Source organism: Leminorella grimontii ATCC 33999 = DSM 5078 (genome assembly GCF_000439085.1).
Lineage (GTDB): Bacteria > Pseudomonadota > Gammaproteobacteria > Enterobacterales > Enterobacteriaceae > Leminorella > Leminorella grimontii.
The window spans coordinates 75268-92685 of record NZ_KE392226.1 but is presented as its reverse complement, the minus strand read 5'-3'; the positions used below and the strand labels follow the sequence as shown (position 1 = coordinate 92685).

Sequence of the window (17418 nt, the reverse complement as noted above, 5' to 3'; positions counted from 1 at the left end):
AAATAACCCTATGGCTACATACAATTTTTGCAGCCTACATAGGGAAAAATTCTATTTATAAATAGCTAGAGCGCCCCCTAAGGATAAATACATTAGCCTAATATTTAAAAACCTTTATGTAGCCTCGGAGTAATATGGTTCTCAAAAAGGCTAAGGCCGGAATTACCGGCCTTAGCGTGTTATTACAACTTTGACTTACCAGCTATAGCGCACGTTCAGCCCAAAGCTCGCGTCGCCGTAGCCGTGGCTGCCCTTCTGGCCGACGGCCTGCGCCGCTACGCTCCACTGTGAGCCAAAGTTGGCCTGGATGCCCGCCTTAAGCTCTGCCCTGTCCGCCGGCAGATCCTGCTTCACGCTGGCGCCGTCGTACGAGACCGATACATCATCGGTGCTGTGCAGCCAGTTGGCCTCCAGGAACGGCTGAATAACGTTCTGGCCTTTGTCCATCTTGCCCGTCACTCTCAAGCCTAGGCGCGAGGTCCAACCGTCGCCGTTCTGGCCGTCAACCCGCGTGCCGTCGACGTTTACCGCATCGGCTCGGTAGTTTTGCCATACTATCTGCGCCTGCGGGATCAGGCTCAGCGTTCTGCCTTCCCCGATAGCAACGTCGTGGCGATAGCCGGTTTCCAGCGACACCGCGTTGGCCGTCGAGTCATAATTGGCCGAACTCAGCCCAGCGTTGCTCACCGTGTTGTCGTACATGCCGTACTGATACCAGCTGTCTACGTACAGGCCCTGATGGCTTTGCGCATTGGCAAACCAGGTGGCGTAAACGCCCAGGTTGTAGCCGTCAACGCTGCCGGTGGCCGAGAACCGGCTGCCGTCCGCACCGCGGTTGCCCTTACTGTCGGTATCCGCCTTGACGTAGCTGCCCATCACGCCCACGTTCAGGCTCTGCTCGCTCAGGCGCCACGCAGCAAGATCGCCTCCCAGCTGGATTTGCGAGTAGTGGTTGTCGATATCCACGTTACCGTTCGCCGCCGTGGAGTCCGCCATACCCGCTTTAAAGCGCATCCACACCGCACCGTCCTTCGACTGGTACTGGCTGCCTTCGCGATCGTACAGCGTCTGCATTTGCAGGTTCTTCATCATCGCCTGGTTGCCGACAAAGGCGCCGATGTCTGGGCGGTACTGCGGAGTGACGGGATCGACATCAGGATCGATATCGGGATCGGGGGTGGGCGTCGGATCGACGGCCAATGAGCGCAGGTACCAGTTGGCACCATCTTTGTACAGGCGATATTCAAATAATCCGGCCTGCAGGCGATTACCCTGAGTAAACTCGCCGTCGGAACTGCCGCTGACGTTCACCACTTCGATGCCGTTGGTCGTTAACGCGCCCTGACCGCCAACGTTGTTGACCATCAGCGTCGTTGTGCCCGACGTATTGCCGTTGACCACCAGCCTGTCGGTCAGCGAGTCGTCGCCGTCCAGTTGAGTATTGAGCGTCAGAGTACCGCCGTTACCGACGTAGTCGCCGCTGACGGAAAGCGTGCTGCCCGGCGTAGCGCCGCCGCTGACGATGCTGCCCCCGTTGGTCAGGTTACTCAGGCTGGAGCTGCTGGTCATCGTCCACTGGGCCCGGTTCTCCAATGCCAGATTCAGAGTTGAATCATCGCCTAATGCGGCATTGACAGAGGTCGCACCGGTAAATAGAGACCCCGCGTCCATGGTAAGATCGATAGTTCCCCAGCCGCTGTTGACGATATCGCCGGTAATGTCCATTTTTCCGGTACCGGTAATCGTACCGCCCTGATAAACCACATCGGGATCGCTGGAGCTGCCAACGCGCGGGTTCCAAATCGCTACGCCGCCGTCGGTTTTTATCGTCGTATCGCCTGTCAGATTAACGATACCGCCCTGCTGAACAACGACGCCATAACCGTTCGCGCCAAGGCTGGTCATGTCTATCGCTACGTTTTTAGCGTTGATGACTCCCGCCTGCGTAAAGCTGTAGTTGCCGATGGCCCACAGGCCGTATGAGCGCGATGTACCGCCCATAACGATGTCCGTATTGGAGATATTGACCGTTTGCCCCGCAAACTGGGAGGATGCGCCGTAGCCGTTCATACCATAGATGGTGTTTCGATTCTGTTCGGTGCCGTTAAAGTTGACCGTGGCCGTTTCATTACCAAATCCCTTATATCCGGCCGCGATGCCGTTGGTAGACCCCGACGCGCCGACGATCCTGCCATCGATAACGCTGCCCTCGCCGATCGTTACCGTCCCGCCTTGGGCGAGAATGCCTGTCGACTGCGCCGTCTTAACGGTAAGCTCTTTTGCCTTTAGCTCACCGTCGGTCACCCAGATAGTCTCTACCGTTCCGTTAGCGCTGACACTGCTGCCGGAACCGAGATCCATCGTTCCGCCGTCAACCTGAATGCCATTGACGCCCTTACCCGTTACGTCTACCGTTAGCCTATCGGCCTTAAAAGAAACGGGGGCATATCCAGAATCCCGACCGGTTAAGGTGATCCCGCCCCCGGCCGTGTAGCCATGTACGGAAACGGTACTACCGCTCCCTAAATCCACGCTGGCGCCTTCTCCGTAAACTTCAATGCCACGTCCGGTAGAACTACCGGTACGCGTTGTTTCCATGTTGAGGCTGATGCCGTCAGCAATAAAAGACGAATTTGTTCCGCCAGTATAAATGCCAGTGGAATAGCTGGCGTTGCCCTGCATGTTAATTGAGCTACCTTTGCCGAAGTCAACGGTACTGCCTGAGCCGACCGTTACGCCGTAGGTTGTATTGGCACCCTTAACGCTAACCTCAACGCCTTCACCGGTAAGCGTGCCGTTTGAGCCCATTGCAACACCCGTACTTGAGCCGAGTGCGCTTTCAGCCTCAATTCGGGTACCTTTTCCCAGCGTAATATCAGCGCGATCTGAAAACTCCGCGCTAAGCCCGGTAGCCTGATCGGCCGCCGCCGTCTCGGCCCGGATAAAACCGCCGTCAATGCTAAAACTGCCGTTGCTATTACTCAGATAAACGCCGCGGGCAATGCTGGTGTCTGATTTTGCGGTAATAGAGCTCCCTTTACCCAGAGAGATAGCGTCTCCACTGCCAACGCTAAAGATGCCGTAGGCGCTTTTAGCCGCACTCACGTCAACCACAAGCCCGTCAGCATTAACGTGGGTTCCGGCGTTATTTTTATCAATATAGAGACCGGTCGTTGAAGCGCTGGTTGAGGTTCCGGTATCCGTGACGTGAATTTCCGTGCCGACGCCTAGCTCGTTGCTCGCAGAGTTATCAAGCTTCACGCCGCTGGAGCCAGAGTCGCCGGAAACGTTAATGGTCGCCTTTCCATCGATTCGCAGGCCGCTGCCCCCGGTCACCGTACTGTTAATGCCCGTTCCGCCCGTCGTTACCGTAACGGTATCGCCGTTTTGCAATGCAACGCTGGCGCCGCTCTGCGGGCCGACTTCTGCGGCGCTCGCATAGCCCATTCCGGATAAAACCAAACCCACAGCGACGCCTGCGGCACGAACCCGACTCGGTATCCGACTATCTCCACAGGCCAGCTCAGAAGCCACTACGTGCATGCTGCGAGCGGCGTTCCAAACAATATTGTAATTTCTATTCATATTCCGTATCTCTCATCACTAATGAAGCAGAAAACACATCACGGTGGCGAGACAGGAAAGACTTAGACAAGAAATAAAAAATCAGTGTTAAATGTGCCTAACGGCTCTAACATTCATCCCTGTTTGAATATTAATCCCTAAAAAAGGCGAACGACCACCCTTTGAGAGTTATTCATCCCAATCTAGGTATATTTATTTACAGTAGTTACCGATCGCTTAACCTCTTCCCTAAGCCACTCCTCCCTTATACTTCCAACAACCACCGAAACAAAGTAACCCATTGTTTAATCGGTTACTTTTGTATTTAGCCAACGGTTTAACTATTTCAAATGAGGTAAAAAAACCCTTATTAAAAAAATAGAAAATTGAGCGGCGGACATATTACACGATATTTGTACGATCATTAAGATCAAATTTTAATTTTTAATGTCCAAATTTAGATCGAAAATTAAATATTTTACAGAATTAAATTCCAAAAAAATCATTCACCATGAGACAAAAGCAAAAAATATGGTCAAAAACAGATAATTAAGGAGAAATAAGGCAAGAGTTTTTTGAATGGTAAAGAAGATAAAAAGAAAGGAAAATATGCTAAAAGGATAGGGTATATCGTAATAGAACGGTCTCTAAAACAATTAAGTCGGCCAATATTGGCCGACTTAATTTTCATCTACGAGCTGTATTAACGCAATTGAGCTACTTACTGCGCCTGATGGCTTTATTTACATAGTAGGCTAGCACCATAAAAGCTACCCAGGCCAGGCCGACGTACAGCGACACTCGGGTCGTCGGGAAGTAGCCGATAAGTACGATAATGCCCACCAGGAAAATCAGTGCAATCACCGACGTCGTCGCACCGCCGCGCAGCGGGAACTCCAAATTAGCCACCTGTTCCGGCGTCAGCTTGCGGCGAAAACCAATCTGCGCCAGCAGGATCATTATCCATACCCAGACCGTTGCAAAGGTCGCAAGCGAAGCAATCACGACGAACACGTCTTCCGGAATGATGTAGTTAAGGTAGGCCGCCACCAGCAGGCCCACCATCATCACGATGACCGTAACCCATGGCACACCGCGTTTATTCACTTTGGTAAACACCTTCGGCGCATGCCCCTGCTCGGCAAGCCCGAACAGCATGCGTCCCACGCCGAAGACGTCGCTGTTAATCGCGGAAAGCGATGCGGTGATAACGACAAAGTTCAGAATGCCGGCGGCGGCAGTAATGCCCAGATTCTCAAAGGTCAGTACAAACGGGCTGCCGTGCGTACCCACCTGATCCCACGGAAAGATGGACATAATAACGAACAGCGTACCGACGTAGAAAAGCAGGATACGGAACGGTACGGAGTTAATCGCTTTGGGAATGGTCTTCTTCGGATCTTCCGCTTCACCGGCGGTGATGCCGATGATTTCAATTCCGCCGTAGGAGAACATCACCATCTGCAGCGACAGGATCATGCCCAGCGCGCCGTGGGCAAAGAACCCGCCGTTGGTCCACAGGTTGTGAATGCCGGTCGGCTGGCCCTGATTGCCAAAGCCCCAGACGATGATGCCGATCCCAGCCAAAATCATAATGACGATGGTCGCTACTTTGATAAAGGCCAACCAAAACTCAAACTCGCCGAAGACCTTCACGTGCACCAGGTTGATGGCGCCGATAATCAGCACAACGCTTAAGCACCAGACCCACAGCGGCACGGTTGGAAACCAGAAGCTCATGTACAGGCCGAACGCCGTGACGTCGGCGATAGCGACGATGAGGATCTCAAAGCAGTACATCCAGCCCGTCAAATAGCCGGACAAGGGCCCCAGGTAGTCTTGCGCATAGCGAGAAAACGAGCCCGCCTGCGGATTATGGACCGACATTTCCCCCAGCGCTCGCATAATGATAAAAGCGAAAATACCGCCAATAAGATAGGCTAAAAGCACGCTTGGCCCCGCCATCTTGATTGCGCTTGCTGACCCGTAGAACAGGCCGGTACCTATGGCAGAACCTAACGCCATAAACCGAATATGGCGGGCGGTCAGCCCCCGTTTAAGCTTGTTGGTCTGTTTTTCCATGCGATGTTTACTCTTCTCTTATCATTATTACGCCGCAGACAGGGCCGCGGCGTTTTTCATGCATCGGGTCATTTTGCCCGCTAGTCTAACCGGATAGTTAAGCGTTGGATGTCTTGTTCGGTGCAGCGCACAGGCGGTCAATGATGCCTGCAATCACCAGCGTCACCAGCATGGGAACCAGCCACGCCAGCCCTTGACTCGCGCCCGGCAGTTTTCCAACCCATGACGGCAATATCTCCGCCATAGGAGAGCCTTTAATCGCGTCCAAAACGCCGACCAGTGATGTTACCAGCATTACCGGGATCATAACACGACTTTCACATTTCCAAAGATTGCTGATGAAGCTTAGCAGCACCAGAGCAATACAGGGTGGATAGATGATGGTCATCACGGGAACAGAAAATTTAATCAGGTGGCTAAGCCCCATGTTAGACACCACCATAGAGAAGAGAGCCAGTATGAAAACCAGCGAGCGGTAAGACAGCGGCAGCAGCTTCGAGAAAAACTCGGCGCAGGCGCAGGTCAATCCTATCGCCGTCACCATGCAGGCGACGAAGATCATGATAGCCAGAAACAGGCTGCCATAACCGCCGAACGTATACTGTATATAGGCGTGAAGGATATCCGCACCGGTGGTCGCATTAGCAGCAAGAGAACCGCTGCTCGACCCCAGATTGAACAGGCTCAGGTAAACCAGCGTCAGGCCGATGCCGGCAATAATGCCGGCTATCATCGTATAGCGCGTCAGCAGCATCGAGCTTGATACGCCGCGAGAACGGGCGGCGTTGACGATAATAATGCCGAACACCAGCGCGCCGAGCGTATCCATCGTAAGATAGCCCTCAACGAACCCTTTGGAAAAAGGAATATTTTGATAGACCTCTAGCGCAGGAAGATGGTGCCCTGCTGGCCAAATCAACGCCGTCGCGCCCAGAATCGCTAGCGAGACAATCTTAAGCGGAGCCAAAAAGCGCCCAACGGTGTCCAACAGCCTGCCCGGATAGAGGGAAACCAGAATCACCAAAGAGAAATAAACGAGGCTATAGATAAATAGAGGAAGCGGGCTTTCTTTATTCGTCAGCAGAGGCGCAATGCCCAGCTCGAAGGAAACGGTGGTGGTGCGCGGCGTAGCGAACAGCGGCCCGACGGACAGATAACACACCGTAGCCAGCAGCAGGCCGGCTTTTTGACCGATGGGCGCGCTTAACGACTCAATGCCTCCGCCGACACGCGCCAGCGCGATCACGGTAATGACGGGAAGACCCACCGCAGTTAACAGAAAGCCAAGGGAGGCAAGCCAAACGTTTTCACCCGACTCTAGCCCCACCATAGGTGGAAAAATGATGTTCCCAGCGCCGACAAACAGGGCAAAGGTCATAAAGCCCAGGGCAATGATATCTCTAGAATTTAACTGTTTCATAATAAGGAATTTGGCAAAAATGAATCTTTTTCGCTACGCATCGGATACGGCGATTGACGCTTTTTCATCGATTAAAGACGCAAAGTTTCCCTAAAAAGGTCTGGAGAAAAAGGCATTCCGCACGCGCTTTTTACGATAGCGCCGTTCAGGACGCGCTAAGTAAACACAATAACAGTGTTAAAAAACAACCCTCGGCGGCCATCACAGAATAATCATCTAAAGATAATTCTAATACAGGTGATATAGCCACACAAAACCGCAGAAATAACCAATAATCATCGAGCGGCATGCTCACATTTTAATCAGCTAATCGCACGGGTAAGCGGGCAAACCCCAAAACGTTTCCCCCTGCTACGGCTCAGCGGCAGAATAAATATCTAACGGTATGAATGAGAGGAATTTCCCTCCGCCGGCTGCCACACTGTCGTACAGCATTTGGTTATGCTCAGATTTAAAAAACGGATACCATGACGAAAAAAATCGGCAACGCCGCTATAGGCGGCAGACGGGGATTGACGATGAAACAGGCACCGCTACGCTGGAGCGACGATTTTATGTATCAGGCCATCCTGAGGCACGATCGCAGCTATGACGGCAAATTTCTGACCTGCGTACTGTCCACCGGCATATACTGCCTGCCTTCCTGCCCGGCGAGAAAACCGCTGTTAAAAAACATCCGCTTTTTAGCCAACGAGAGAGAAGCGGTTGATGCCGGATTCCGCATCTGCAAACGCTGTCGACCCGACTTGTTCTATCGGGGAGAAAACGCCGACGTTCGGCTGTTTGACGCCATGCTTGAACGCCTTCGCGCAGAGCCTGCGAAAATCAAAGGCGTCGCCGCGCTGGCGAAGCTGTGCGGCGTTAGCAGCACCAAGCTTAACGAGTTGGTGCGCCACCACGCTCACCTTTCCCCCGCGGACCTTATCGGCAAAGAGCGCGTACGAGCCGCCGGCCATGCGCTGCTCTCAACGACTGAAAACGTCTTGAACGTGGGGCTTTCCGTCGGCTTCGCCAGCGAGGCAAGCTTTCATCGGCAGTTTTTGGCCCATATGGCCATGACGCCCAGCACCTATCGGGCGCTTAGCCGAGCGAATGAGTTTAGCCTAAAGCTGCCCACCGACTATTCGCCGGACGGGATCTGGCGCTACCACCTGCGCGACCAAAGCGGGCTATCAGAACGGTTTGAAAACGGCGTATTTACCCGTGCGCTGTGGCTTGACGATCGCCCGGCGGTTGTCACGCTGCGCATCGGCGACGGGCAGGCCCACTGCCGTTGGGAAACGGCCCCGAGCCCAGAGGCGTCGGCAAGTGACTTGGGAGTGGAGGTCCACCGCCAGGTGATGAAGCTGCTTGGGCTGCATACTGATACAGGCGCCTTTTACGCTGCCGCAAAGCAAAATCCGACGCTCAAGCGGCTAGCCGACGCGACGCCCGTTCTGTACGTTCCTCTTACGGCAACGCCGTTTGAGGCGCTGACGTGGGCGATTATCGGCCAGCAGATTAACCTGACCTTCGCCGCTGCGCTGAGGCACGATTTAATCAAACTCGCGGGAAGACAGGCCTCCGACGACGGGCTTTGGATCCACCCTCGCCCTTCCGACATTGCCGTACTGTCCCCCGAAAGCTTAACCCGCATTCGATTTTCTCGCGCCAAGGCCAATTACCTCATTGACGCGGCTCGCGCTATTACCGACGGCTCGTTCGACCTTGATTCGCTGGCCTACGGCTCTGCCGAAACGGCAGAAAAGGCGCTTTGTCAGCTCAAGGGCGTCGGCCCCTGGACGGCGCGCTATACCATGATGCGCGGACTGGGCTTTGCCGACAGCGCGCCCGTCGGCGACAGCGGCTTGGCCGCAGCGCTGGTACGATTCTACGCGTTGGAAGCCCGCCCCAACGCGGCTCAGGCCGAGCAGCTGATGCTGCCCTTTACCCCTTTTAGAACACAGGCGACGGCCCACCTGTGGGAAACGCTGAGGACACCCTATGCAACAGAGTAATAAACCCCTGCGCAACGCGGTCGCTTTTGGCCTGATAGAAAGTCGATTTGGTCCGCTAATTGCTTGGATTAACGATGACGGCCAGTTGGTCAGGCTCTCTTTTCATCTGGAACACGACAAAGACTACGCGCAGCAGCACGGCATTGAACGCTGCGATAAGCGCATTGCCTTCGTCGCAGAGCAGATCCAACAGTATCAACGGGGCGAGCGCCGCACGTTCGATCTCCCCATTGCGTTAAACGGCACGCCCTTTCAAATGCGCGTCTGGCAGGAGCTGTGCCGCATTCCAATCGGCGAAACCATCACCTATCGTACGTTAGCGGAGCGCATTGGCAACCCCAAAGCGGTGCGCGCGGTGGGGAGAGCCAACGGCACCAACCCTATCAGCCTGATCGTTCCCTGCCATCGTGTCATCGGTTCGGACGGTTCTCTGACGGGATATGAGGGCGGTATTGCCATTAAAGAAAAGCTGCTGAACTTCGAGAAAGGAGCGCAGTAATCCGCCATGATAAAAACGGTTTTGCTGTTTGTCGCCACCGCGCTGGCGGAAATCATCGGCTGCTTTTTACCCTGGCTTTGGCTTAGGAAAGGCGCATCCGCATGGCTGCTTTTTCCCGCAGCGGGAAGCCTAATGCTGTTCGTCTGGCTTTTAAGCCTGCACCCTGCCGCCAGCGGACGCGTCTACGCCGCCTATGGCGGCATCTATGTCGCCACCGCTTTAGTGTGGCTGCGCTGGGTCGATGGCGTAAGGCTGTCAACCTACGACTGGCTGGGCGCAGCCGTCGTCGCGTGCGGCGCGCTGATTATTATCAGCGGCTGGCGCGCCTAAGGCAGGTAAACCTTAAGTTTGTGATTGTTACATCAAAAAAAGCGTGGGAAATCCGCTATAAGTTTGAAAACGAGCCACTTCATACTTAAGGATCTCCCATGCCGGATTCGTCCCAGCTTATCGCTTTTTCCCTGCTGTCGCTCGGCATGGCCTTAACGCCCGGCCCCAATATGCTCTATCTCGTTTCTCGCTCGCTGTCTCAGGGAAGAACCGCGGGGCTCATCTCTCTGATTGGCGTTGCCTTGGGATTCGTTTTTTACCTTTTCTGCGCCGCGGCGGGCATTACGACGCTGATGCTGGCAGTCCCTTACGCTTATGAAGCCCTGTGCTTTGGCGGCGTGATTTACCTATTGTATTTAGCCTGGCAGGCGATAAAGCCCGGCGGCGTTTCGCCGTTTCAGGTGCGCGACCTGCCCAAAGACGGGCCCAAAAAGCTGTTTATGATGGGACTGGTGACTAACCTGCTTAATCCCAAAATCGCCATTATGTACCTTTCCTTGTTGCCGCAGTTCATTACGCCGGCCCACGGCAGCGTGATGACTCAATCGTTGATCTTAGGCTCCATTCAGATTGTCACCAGCATTACCATAAATGCCGCTATCGCGATTAGCGCAGCCTACATCGCCAAGTTTTTAACCGGCCGCCCCGCCTGGATCCTGGTTCAACGTTGGCTAATGGGCGGCGTATTGGCGGGCCTTGCCGTTAGGATGGCGTTTGAGGCGAGAAGATAAGCCACATCTTTGCAAAAAGTTTCTATAGTTGTTACTTTGCAACCAAATATAAGCGGCCATAATCAGCTATGATTAAGCTACATTTGGAAACTTACTACAGTGCGCGGAGCAACTATGAAAAAGGCAATGGCAATTTCTCTATTCTCTCTGTTTATGCTGGCCGGCTGTAGCAGCTCGCCAACCGTCGGCAACTGGTCAAAGGAAGGTACCTCCGCAGAATCGGCCAACGCGGACAGAATTCAGTGCGAAGAGGAAAGCAGAGCGTCAGCCAATTCCAGCTATCACCTCGACGTCATTGACGGAGGCGGTACCGATGAGGCAATAAACAGCCTTTTGGTGAAGGAACAGCAGCAGGTTGATAAGGTGGGTGAATGCATGAAGGCAAAGGGCTACAGCAACTATTAGGCTATATGCCGAGACACCGCCAAAATCAAGCGTCGTAAAAGATCGCCAGAGCCCGCCAATGGCGGCGGGCTCTATAGTCAGCCTTATACCGTTATTTCACTCTTTATAAGCGCCATAGATGTACTTAAGCTGAAAACTTTTTTTACACGCCATGCAGCGATAACGCGTCATTCCAGATTTGGCTTTTCCATGCAAACGAACGTCAGATACCAGCCCACAGTGCCGACAGGCCGGCTTTTCCTTTCGTTTTAATAAGTGCATATAGTCCATAAGTAGGTTCAATTATTATTCCCTAATAAAATGGCTTTTCAAAGCGGCGATCACAAGAAAGAAAAACAACCCCTATTCAATCAATAATTCTCTGAGAGTAAATAGCACTTATTTTTCTTCCACCTAACAACTACCAGAACATAAAGTAAAGTGCGGCATTAATATTCTTAAAGAAGCTAATCCATTTAAGATTATAGTCTTAAACAGAGGCTTTGATTTTGCCATAAAAAAGTCAAAATAGATAAATTAGATCGAAAAATTCATTTATATAATATATACATTATAAAAAACATAAAACTACAGATAAATACTCCAATTATCAGGTTTCAATCAATCTAATGATCTAATTATGAGTAACAATCAGAAATAATTAATTATATTCAGGTTTGGCTTTTACGGAAAAGATAAGCGGATACAGGGTCGACTTGAGTAAGACGCCACTTGTTTAAGAAAATAAAATTAAAAAAATAACTAAATGGCCTATTAGTATAAAACAGAGTATTCATAAAAACGTCATCTGATATGGCCAAGCGAAAACAACAGATTTGATACAGTTCAATCTGTCGAGCCATCATTGTTTTTAAGAATAAAAAGATAAATATAGCAAACAGAAATTAATCAACACATCGATAGCAAAATGCCGATTTAAACACGACCAGACGAGAAACGAACCCAACGGCTGCCCCATCGTAAAACACAAACGGCGGCCTTGGCCGCCGTTAAACGCCTTTATCGCTTAGCGACGAACCAAATCGTCGCCGTAGCCTATCCACTTATAGGTCGTTAACGCTTCAAGCCCCATCGGGCCGCGAGCGTGCAGCTTCTGGGTGCTCACGGCCACTTCGGCCCCTAACCCAAACTGCCCACCGTCGGTAAAGCGCGTGCTGGCGTTAACATACACCGCTGCGGAGTCCACCTCATTTACAAAGCGTTCCGCGTTAAGCAAAGAGCGGGTCAGGATGGCATCTGAGTGAGCGCTGCCGTGTTCACGGATGTGCTCGATAGCTTCGTCAATCCCCTCAACGATAACGACGTTGAGATCTAAAGACAGCCATTCGTTATTCAGCTCTTCCTCGTTAAGCGCAACCACCTTCGCAGGGCCTGACAGGTGCATTTGGGCTTCCGGCGTTGCGTGCAGCGTCACGCCGCAGGAGACCATTTTTTCACTCAGGCGCGGCAGGAAGGAAGACGCTATCGAGCGCTGCACCAGCAGGGTCTCCAGCGTATTGCAGGTACTAGGGCGCTGGGTTTTCGCATTTTCAATCACCGTCAGCGCCTTATCGACGTCGGCCGTCTCGTCGACAAAAGTGTGGCACACGCCAATCCCACCGACAATCACCGGAATCGTGGAGTTCTCTTTGCAAAGCTTATGCAACCCGGCGCCGCCCCGGGGAATGATCATATCGACATAGCGATCGAGCTTAAGCAGCTCGTTGATGAGCGCACGGTCCGGGTTATCGATAGACTGAACGGCCGCGGCAGGCAGCCCGCACTTCTTCAGCGCCAGTTGAATCACTTCCACCATCGCCTGATTGGTGTTAACCGTCTCCTTGCCGCCGCGCAGGATAACCGCGTTGCCGGTTTTCAGGCACAGCGAGGCGACGTCTATCGTCACGTTGGGGCGGGACTCGTAAATCACGCCCACCACGCCGAGTGGAACGCGGCGGCGCTGAAGATTTAGCCCGCTGTCGAGCAGTGAACCATCGATGACGTGCCCCACTGGGTCGGTCAGGCGGTAAACGTGGCGAACGTCGTTGGCAATGCCCGCCAGTCGGGAAGGCGTCAGCAGCAGGCGGTCTATCATAGCTTCGGTTAATCCCGCCTGTCTTGCGCTGTCGACGTCTTTTTCATTTGCCGCCAGAATGACGTCGCTGTTCGCCTCCAGCGTATCCGCCATAACGGCCAACGCCTGATTCTTTTTCGCCGAGCTTAACAGCGCCAGCTGCCAGGAGGCCTTTTTGGCTGCAATACCCATTTGTTCTAACATTGGCTACTTCTCCTAGTTGACTATCATGTCGTCGCGATGGACAGCGACCGGGCCGTATTCATACCCCAGAATGTCGTCAATCTGCTGGGAGTGATGCCCGGCTATCATTCTTAACGCATCGCTGTTGTAGCGCGCAACGCCGTGCGCCAGATCGCGGCCGCTTTTATCGCGAATGCGGATCACTTCGCCGCGAGAGAAGTTCCCCTTCACTTCTTTAATGCCCTTAGGCAGCAGCGAACTTCCGCGTTCTAAAATGGCCACTACGGCGCCGTCGTCGATGTTGACCTCGCCGGCCGGCGGCGCGCCGAATATCCAGCGCTTGCGGTTTTCCAGCGGAGAAACCTGTGCGTGAAAGCGGGTGCCGACGGAAACGTTATTGATAACGTCGACGATGACGCCGGATTTGCTGCCCGCGGCGATTACCACCTCAATGCCCGCCCTGCCCGCGACGTCCGCGGCCTGAAGCTTGGTGGCCATGCCGCCCGTACCCAACCCAGAGACGCTGTCGCCGGCAATCGCCTTAAGCGCGCTGTCGATGCTGTGCACTTCTCTGATAAGTTCCGCATCAGGATTGGCGCGGGGATCGGCGGTAAATAGCCCCGGCTGGTCGGTCAGCAGCAGCAGCTTGTCGGCCTCGCCGAGGATGGCCGCCAGCGCAGACAGGTTGTCGTTATCGCCCACCTTGATTTCCGCCGTAGCGACGGCGTCGTTTTCGTTAATGACGGGGATAATGCCGTTATCCAACAGCGCCTGCAGCATATCGCGGGCGTTGAGAAAGCGCTCCCTGTCCTCCAGATCGGCGCGGGTCAGCAACATCTGACCGATGTTTATGCCGTAAATAGAAAACAGCTGCTCCCAAAGCTGGATCAGGCGGCTCTGCCCGACCGCCGCCAGAAGCTGCTTGGACGCGATGGTTGCCGGAAGTTCCGGATAGTTCAGGTGTTCCCTTCCCGCAGCGATCGCGCCGGAAGTTACGATAATAATGCGATGTCCCTGCGCATGAAGCTGAGCGCACTGGCGAACCAATTCAAGGATATGGGCGCGGTTCAAGCGAAGCGAACCGCCCGTTAATACGCTGGTACCCAGCTTGACAACCAGCGTTTGGCCGTTATTCATAGTTATTCTGCCGTCATTAACACCAAGAAAATAAAGAGTGAAGACCTTTTTAGCAGGTGTAACGCATTATGCCAACAGGCAGCATGAGATTATCGATAAAAATCCTCGACAGGGAGGAGAATGGCGGCGTTTCCCCTCGCGCCCGGCGTTTTAAAGCGGCGAGCGCAAGGGCGCATTTTAGGGCGCGAGCCCCTAGCGTTCTGCCGGACGAAGCGTCAGGTTTAGCGAGGAGAGATAGTCGTTCAGGCGCTGTTGGAAAACCTTCAGGTTGCTGTCAATTTCAGACATCACCGCGGCGTCTTTAATCGCCTTAGCCTGCCAGTCGCCGGCTTTATCATACAGCCCAACCTGACAGCGGTAGGTAAATCCCTGCTCGTCGGCTTCCAGCTCCATCCACCAGCCCCAGAACTCTCTCTTTTCCGGCGCGGGCTTGCTGCTTACGCAGACCGCCAAACAGTCAAAAAAGTAGCGATGCCCTTTACTCTGAGCTTCCCTAATGTACGGCCCCAGGCTAACAAACTCTTTCATCAACCGACTTCTTGAATGACCATTTGGTAACAGCATCGCGTTGCCCCTGTTATTGGATGTATATCATCTTTCGCGTATTTGGCCGCGCTGACGTACCCAAACGACGCGCGGAAAATAACACTATGTTAACATATTTTCTGTTGGATCCATCCTGTCAATTGTGTCAGCCCCTCTTTTAAGTTACCGAGCAGCGGCGTCGCGCCGACGTTTATCAGCTTGCCTTCGGCGCTGGAAGAAACGATGAGCTTGGATTCCGACTGCGGGCTAATCACGTCGTTCTCAAAGTTGACGCTGCACATGGGCAGCGGATTGCGGCGGCCAAGCAGGCCCTGTACCTTAAGCGAATAGCGGCTAAGCTCGCTGTGCAGCAGGTTATCGGTGGTGGAGTCCAGCTTCAGGCGGCTGGCGATAATGTCGCGATAGACGAGCGACGTTTTAGCCTGGCTCTGTGCGTTGGTGAACAGATCGTGGACGATAGGCCCAATGCAGGCGACGCCCTGCAGCCGATGGGATTCCAGATAGCCCAGACGCACGGCGACGTTGGCGCCGAACCGGATGCCCAGCGCAACGACTCGCCTGTCGTCCACCCAGGGAACGCTATTTAGCTGGCTCAGCACCTGACGGTGCAGCAGGCTGGTGTCTTCCGTCAGGGTCCACTTTGAAGAAAAGCCCAGCGAGGGCAAATCGACGCACAGCATGGCAATGCCGCTGGGCGCCAAATACTGACGAAACAGCGAAGAGTAGTCGCAAAGCAGGTTATCCAGATTCCCGCACATTAGCACCGTAGGGTAAGGCCCTTTGCCGCCCTCGGGAAGATGCAGAAAACCGGTCAATGTGCCGCCTTCGACCTTAAAATCAATCGACTTAAGCTCATAGGGAAGATAGTTGGCCGCTTCCCTATAGGCGCGATCGGCCAGCAGCTCGGCCTGCTCCGCCAGCCTGTCGCCCCGCAAGTGCGGATAGCTGGCGATACTGTACAGGCTGCACGCTTTAAGCCAGCAGGCGCCCGCCTTGGCCGGATCTTTACAGGCGAGATCGAGCGCCTCTTTCTGCCATATCATACCTTCCTTAGCCCACTCATAGATCCAGTTACCGCCGCGATAGCCAACGACCGTATCAAGCAGCGCCTCATTCGTGCGCTCGTTGGTCGACGCCGCGATGCGCGCCAGCACGTTTTCTACCTCAATCGGATCGACGCCGCGCCACGCCCAAACGACCTTATTGATCATCCGGTACCAGTTCGACTGACTTTCTCCGTCAAGAGAAGAGTGAACGCTGCCGCCGGTCTGAACTACGCGTTTGACCAGCGTAGAGGTTTCCGGATGCTTGAACGAAGGTTTAAACAATATTTCAGAAAGGTTTGATTTTGGCATTGATGGACAACCGCCTCCTGCTTAATCGCGAGAGTGTGAGGACAATAGCCATGATACTCAATAAAGCAACACGGGAGAAGAGAGCGGCAAGATTTATATTCGTTAAACACGTGTGATTAAGAAAAATTGAAGAAATATAAAAACACATCCATCTTAGTGCATCTAATAACGTAATGAAGGAACGTCAATACCGAGATCTATTATTGAGACAATGATGTTATTTCCTAATAAAAAGCCACTTTTAAAAATAGACAATAAATAAAACCTTGCTAAGACAATGGGCCATTAGTACAGGTGAAAAACAGTAATCCCATGATTAATATTAAAAAATAAATTACCAAAGAATTTATGGCATTACGTATCCGCCCCGCTATAGTTATTAAAAAGAGGAATTAAAAGGTTCGGGTCATATCTCCACCTGAATGAATAAATCTCAGGATGAACAATTTATTGTTGAATATAGTCTCTCTGGTTTATCACGTTTGATTTAAAAATTATCTAAAGGTGGCAACATGAAAATATGGCCAGCACCTGCGCTCGGCTTACTGTCCGCGCTGTTTGCTTTTTCTTCATTTGCAGATGAGGTCAACGGTACGCTCGGCGTGAAGTTAATCATCACAAACGGCTGTGCCGTCAACGGGGGCGGCGTCACTGCATCCAGCCCCGATATGGGTCTGCTGGACTTCGGCAGTACGGCGACGCTGTCTCAAAGCCTCGATGGCGAAGCCATCAGCACCACAGCTGGCGCGCTCCAAATTCAGTGCACCAGCGCGTTACCCTACAGCATCCTTATCGGGGCAGGCTCCCACGATCTGGACGATCAGCGCCGTATGGCTAAAGGATCCGAGTACATTAGCTACAACCTGTACCAGGATACCGGACGCAACACGCAGTGGAGCAAAACCGGAACCGTCTCAAGAACGGCAACCGGCGCTCAGGAAAACCTTGCTATTTATGGACGAGTCCCTCCACAAGACGTACCCAGCGCCGGCACCTATACCGATACGGTACAGGTTACGGTGAGCTGGTAGCCGCCGGAAACAGCAAAAAGTGTTCGGCCTTTATCCGCCAATACGAGTCCGCTATAAACGCGGGTTCCTCTGCCTGCCTCTGCTT

At 53.2% G+C, this 17418-nt stretch carries 13 protein-coding genes and 2 pseudogenes; 6 read left to right on the top strand and 9 right to left on the bottom strand.

Features of this window, described 5'->3' with window-relative positions:
• Positions 1–195: 195 nt before the first annotated feature.
• The 4 genes and pseudogenes from G544_RS22790 to brnQ form a co-directional block, all read right to left on the bottom strand.
• Positions 196–1545 (bottom strand): annotated as a pseudogene (locus tag G544_RS22790) (autotransporter outer membrane beta-barrel domain-containing protein); the annotation flags it as partial.
• Positions 1546–3459: 1914 nt separating this feature from the next.
• A pseudogene (locus tag G544_RS22785) lies at positions 3460–3585 on the bottom strand (ESPR-type extended signal peptide-containing protein); the annotation flags it as partial.
• Positions 3586–4281: 696 nt separating this feature from the next.
• The gene (gene proY, locus G544_RS0118360) at positions 4282–5646 is read right to left on the bottom strand and encodes a proline-specific permease ProY (protein ID WP_027275931.1); all 1365 of its coding nucleotides are present in this window, start codon (positions 5644–5646) and stop codon (positions 4282–4284) included.
• 97 nt (positions 5647–5743) lie between these two features.
• Positions 5744–7069, bottom strand: coding sequence for a branched-chain amino acid transport system II carrier protein (gene brnQ / locus G544_RS0118355; RefSeq protein WP_134389122.1), 1326 nt, complete (start codon positions 7067–7069; stop codon positions 5744–5746).
• A 515-nt stretch (positions 7070–7584) separates the two neighbouring features.
• Between brnQ and G544_RS21040 the strand changes: the two genes are divergently transcribed.
• The 5 genes from G544_RS21040 (at position 7585) to G544_RS0118330 (ending at position 11028) form a co-directional block, all read left to right on the top strand.
• The gene (locus tag G544_RS21040) at positions 7585–9063 is read left to right on the top strand and encodes a DNA-3-methyladenine glycosylase 2 (RefSeq protein WP_036024633.1); all 1479 of its coding nucleotides are present in this window, start codon (positions 7585–7587) and stop codon (positions 9061–9063) included.
• Entirely contained in the window at positions 9050–9562 is a 513-nt protein-coding gene (locus tag G544_RS22625) for a methylated-DNA--[protein]-cysteine S-methyltransferase (RefSeq protein WP_036024582.1), read from the top strand. The genes G544_RS21040 and G544_RS22625 overlap by 14 nt, the downstream gene beginning before the upstream one ends.
• A 6-nt stretch (positions 9563–9568) precedes the next feature.
• Complete coding sequence (locus G544_RS0118340) at positions 9569–9892, top strand: YnfA family protein (protein WP_027275928.1); 324 nt, start codon at positions 9569–9571, stop codon at positions 9890–9892.
• A gap of 98 nt (positions 9893–9990) precedes the next feature.
• Positions 9991–10623: a LysE family translocator gene (locus G544_RS0118335; RefSeq protein ID WP_027275927.1), complete on the top strand. Its 633-nt coding sequence runs from the start codon at positions 9991–9993 to the stop codon at positions 10621–10623.
• A 114-nt stretch (positions 10624–10737) separates the two neighbouring features.
• Complete coding sequence (locus G544_RS0118330) at positions 10738–11028, top strand: hypothetical protein (RefSeq protein ID WP_027275926.1); 291 nt, start codon at positions 10738–10740, stop codon at positions 11026–11028.
• Positions 11029–11124: 96 nt separating this feature from the next.
• Here the strand turns inward: G544_RS0118330 and G544_RS22780 are convergent, their stop codons facing one another.
• From G544_RS22780 to frsA, 5 genes are all read right to left on the bottom strand, one after another.
• Positions 11125–11289 carry an IS1/IS1595 family N-terminal zinc-binding domain-containing protein gene (locus G544_RS22780; protein WP_428829223.1) on the bottom strand — a complete coding sequence of 55 codons (165 nt, stop codon included), beginning with the start codon at positions 11287–11289 and terminating at the stop codon, positions 11125–11127.
• 745 nt (positions 11290–12034) lie between these two features.
• Complete coding sequence (gene proA / locus G544_RS0118320) at positions 12035–13285, bottom strand: glutamate-5-semialdehyde dehydrogenase (protein ID WP_027275925.1); 1251 nt, start codon at positions 13283–13285, stop codon at positions 12035–12037.
• Between the two features lie 12 nt (positions 13286–13297).
• The gene (gene proB / locus G544_RS0118315; RefSeq protein ID WP_027275924.1) at positions 13298–14401 is read right to left on the bottom strand and encodes a glutamate 5-kinase; all 1104 of its coding nucleotides are present in this window, start codon (positions 14399–14401) and stop codon (positions 13298–13300) included.
• Between the two features lie 192 nt (positions 14402–14593).
• On the bottom strand, positions 14594–14965 hold the full coding sequence (gene crl / locus G544_RS0118310) for a sigma factor-binding protein Crl (RefSeq protein ID WP_027275923.1): 372 nt from the start codon (positions 14963–14965) through the stop codon (positions 14594–14596).
• An 89-nt stretch (positions 14966–15054) separates the two neighbouring features.
• Entirely contained in the window at positions 15055–16302 is a 1248-nt protein-coding gene (gene frsA / locus G544_RS0118305; protein WP_027275922.1) for an esterase FrsA, read from the bottom strand.
• Between the two features lie 512 nt (positions 16303–16814).
• Here frsA and G544_RS0118300 point away from each other — a divergent pair.
• Positions 16815–17333 (top strand): Csu type fimbrial protein, encoded by a 519-nt coding sequence (locus tag G544_RS0118300; protein WP_027275921.1) that lies wholly within the window; start codon positions 16815–16817, stop codon positions 17331–17333.
• Positions 17334–17418: the final 85 nt, after the last annotated feature.

Bases quoted from the DNA above. Each gene is read 5' to 3' on its own strand.
- proY (WP_027275931.1), bottom strand. From the start codon at position 5,646: ATGGAAAAACAGACCAACAAGCTTAAACGGGGGCTGACCGCCCGCCAT.
- G544_RS21040 (WP_036024633.1), top strand. From the start codon at position 7,585: ATGAAACAGGCACCGCTACGCTGGAGCGACGATTTTATGTATCAGGCC.
- G544_RS22625 (WP_036024582.1), top strand. From the start codon at position 9,050: ATGCAACAGAGTAATAAACCCCTGCGCAACGCGGTCGCTTTTGGCCTG.
- G544_RS0118340 (WP_027275928.1), top strand. From the start codon at position 9,569: ATGATAAAAACGGTTTTGCTGTTTGTCGCCACCGCGCTGGCGGAAATC.
- G544_RS0118335 (WP_027275927.1), top strand. From the start codon at position 9,991: ATGCCGGATTCGTCCCAGCTTATCGCTTTTTCCCTGCTGTCGCTCGGC.
- G544_RS0118330 (WP_027275926.1), top strand. From the start codon at position 10,738: ATGAAAAAGGCAATGGCAATTTCTCTATTCTCTCTGTTTATGCTGGCC.
- G544_RS22780 (WP_428829223.1), bottom strand. From the start codon at position 11,289: ATGCACTTATTAAAACGAAAGGAAAAGCCGGCCTGTCGGCACTGTGGG.
- proA (WP_027275925.1), bottom strand. From the start codon at position 13,285: ATGTTAGAACAAATGGGTATTGCAGCCAAAAAGGCCTCCTGGCAGCTG.
- proB (WP_027275924.1), bottom strand. From the start codon at position 14,401: ATGAATAACGGCCAAACGCTGGTTGTCAAGCTGGGTACCAGCGTATTA.
- crl (WP_027275923.1), bottom strand. From the start codon at position 14,965: ATGCTGTTACCAAATGGTCATTCAAGAAGTCGGTTGATGAAAGAGTTT.
- frsA (WP_027275922.1), bottom strand. From the start codon at position 16,302: ATGCCAAAATCAAACCTTTCTGAAATATTGTTTAAACCTTCGTTCAAG.
- G544_RS0118300 (WP_027275921.1), top strand. From the start codon at position 16,815: ATGAAAATATGGCCAGCACCTGCGCTCGGCTTACTGTCCGCGCTGTTT.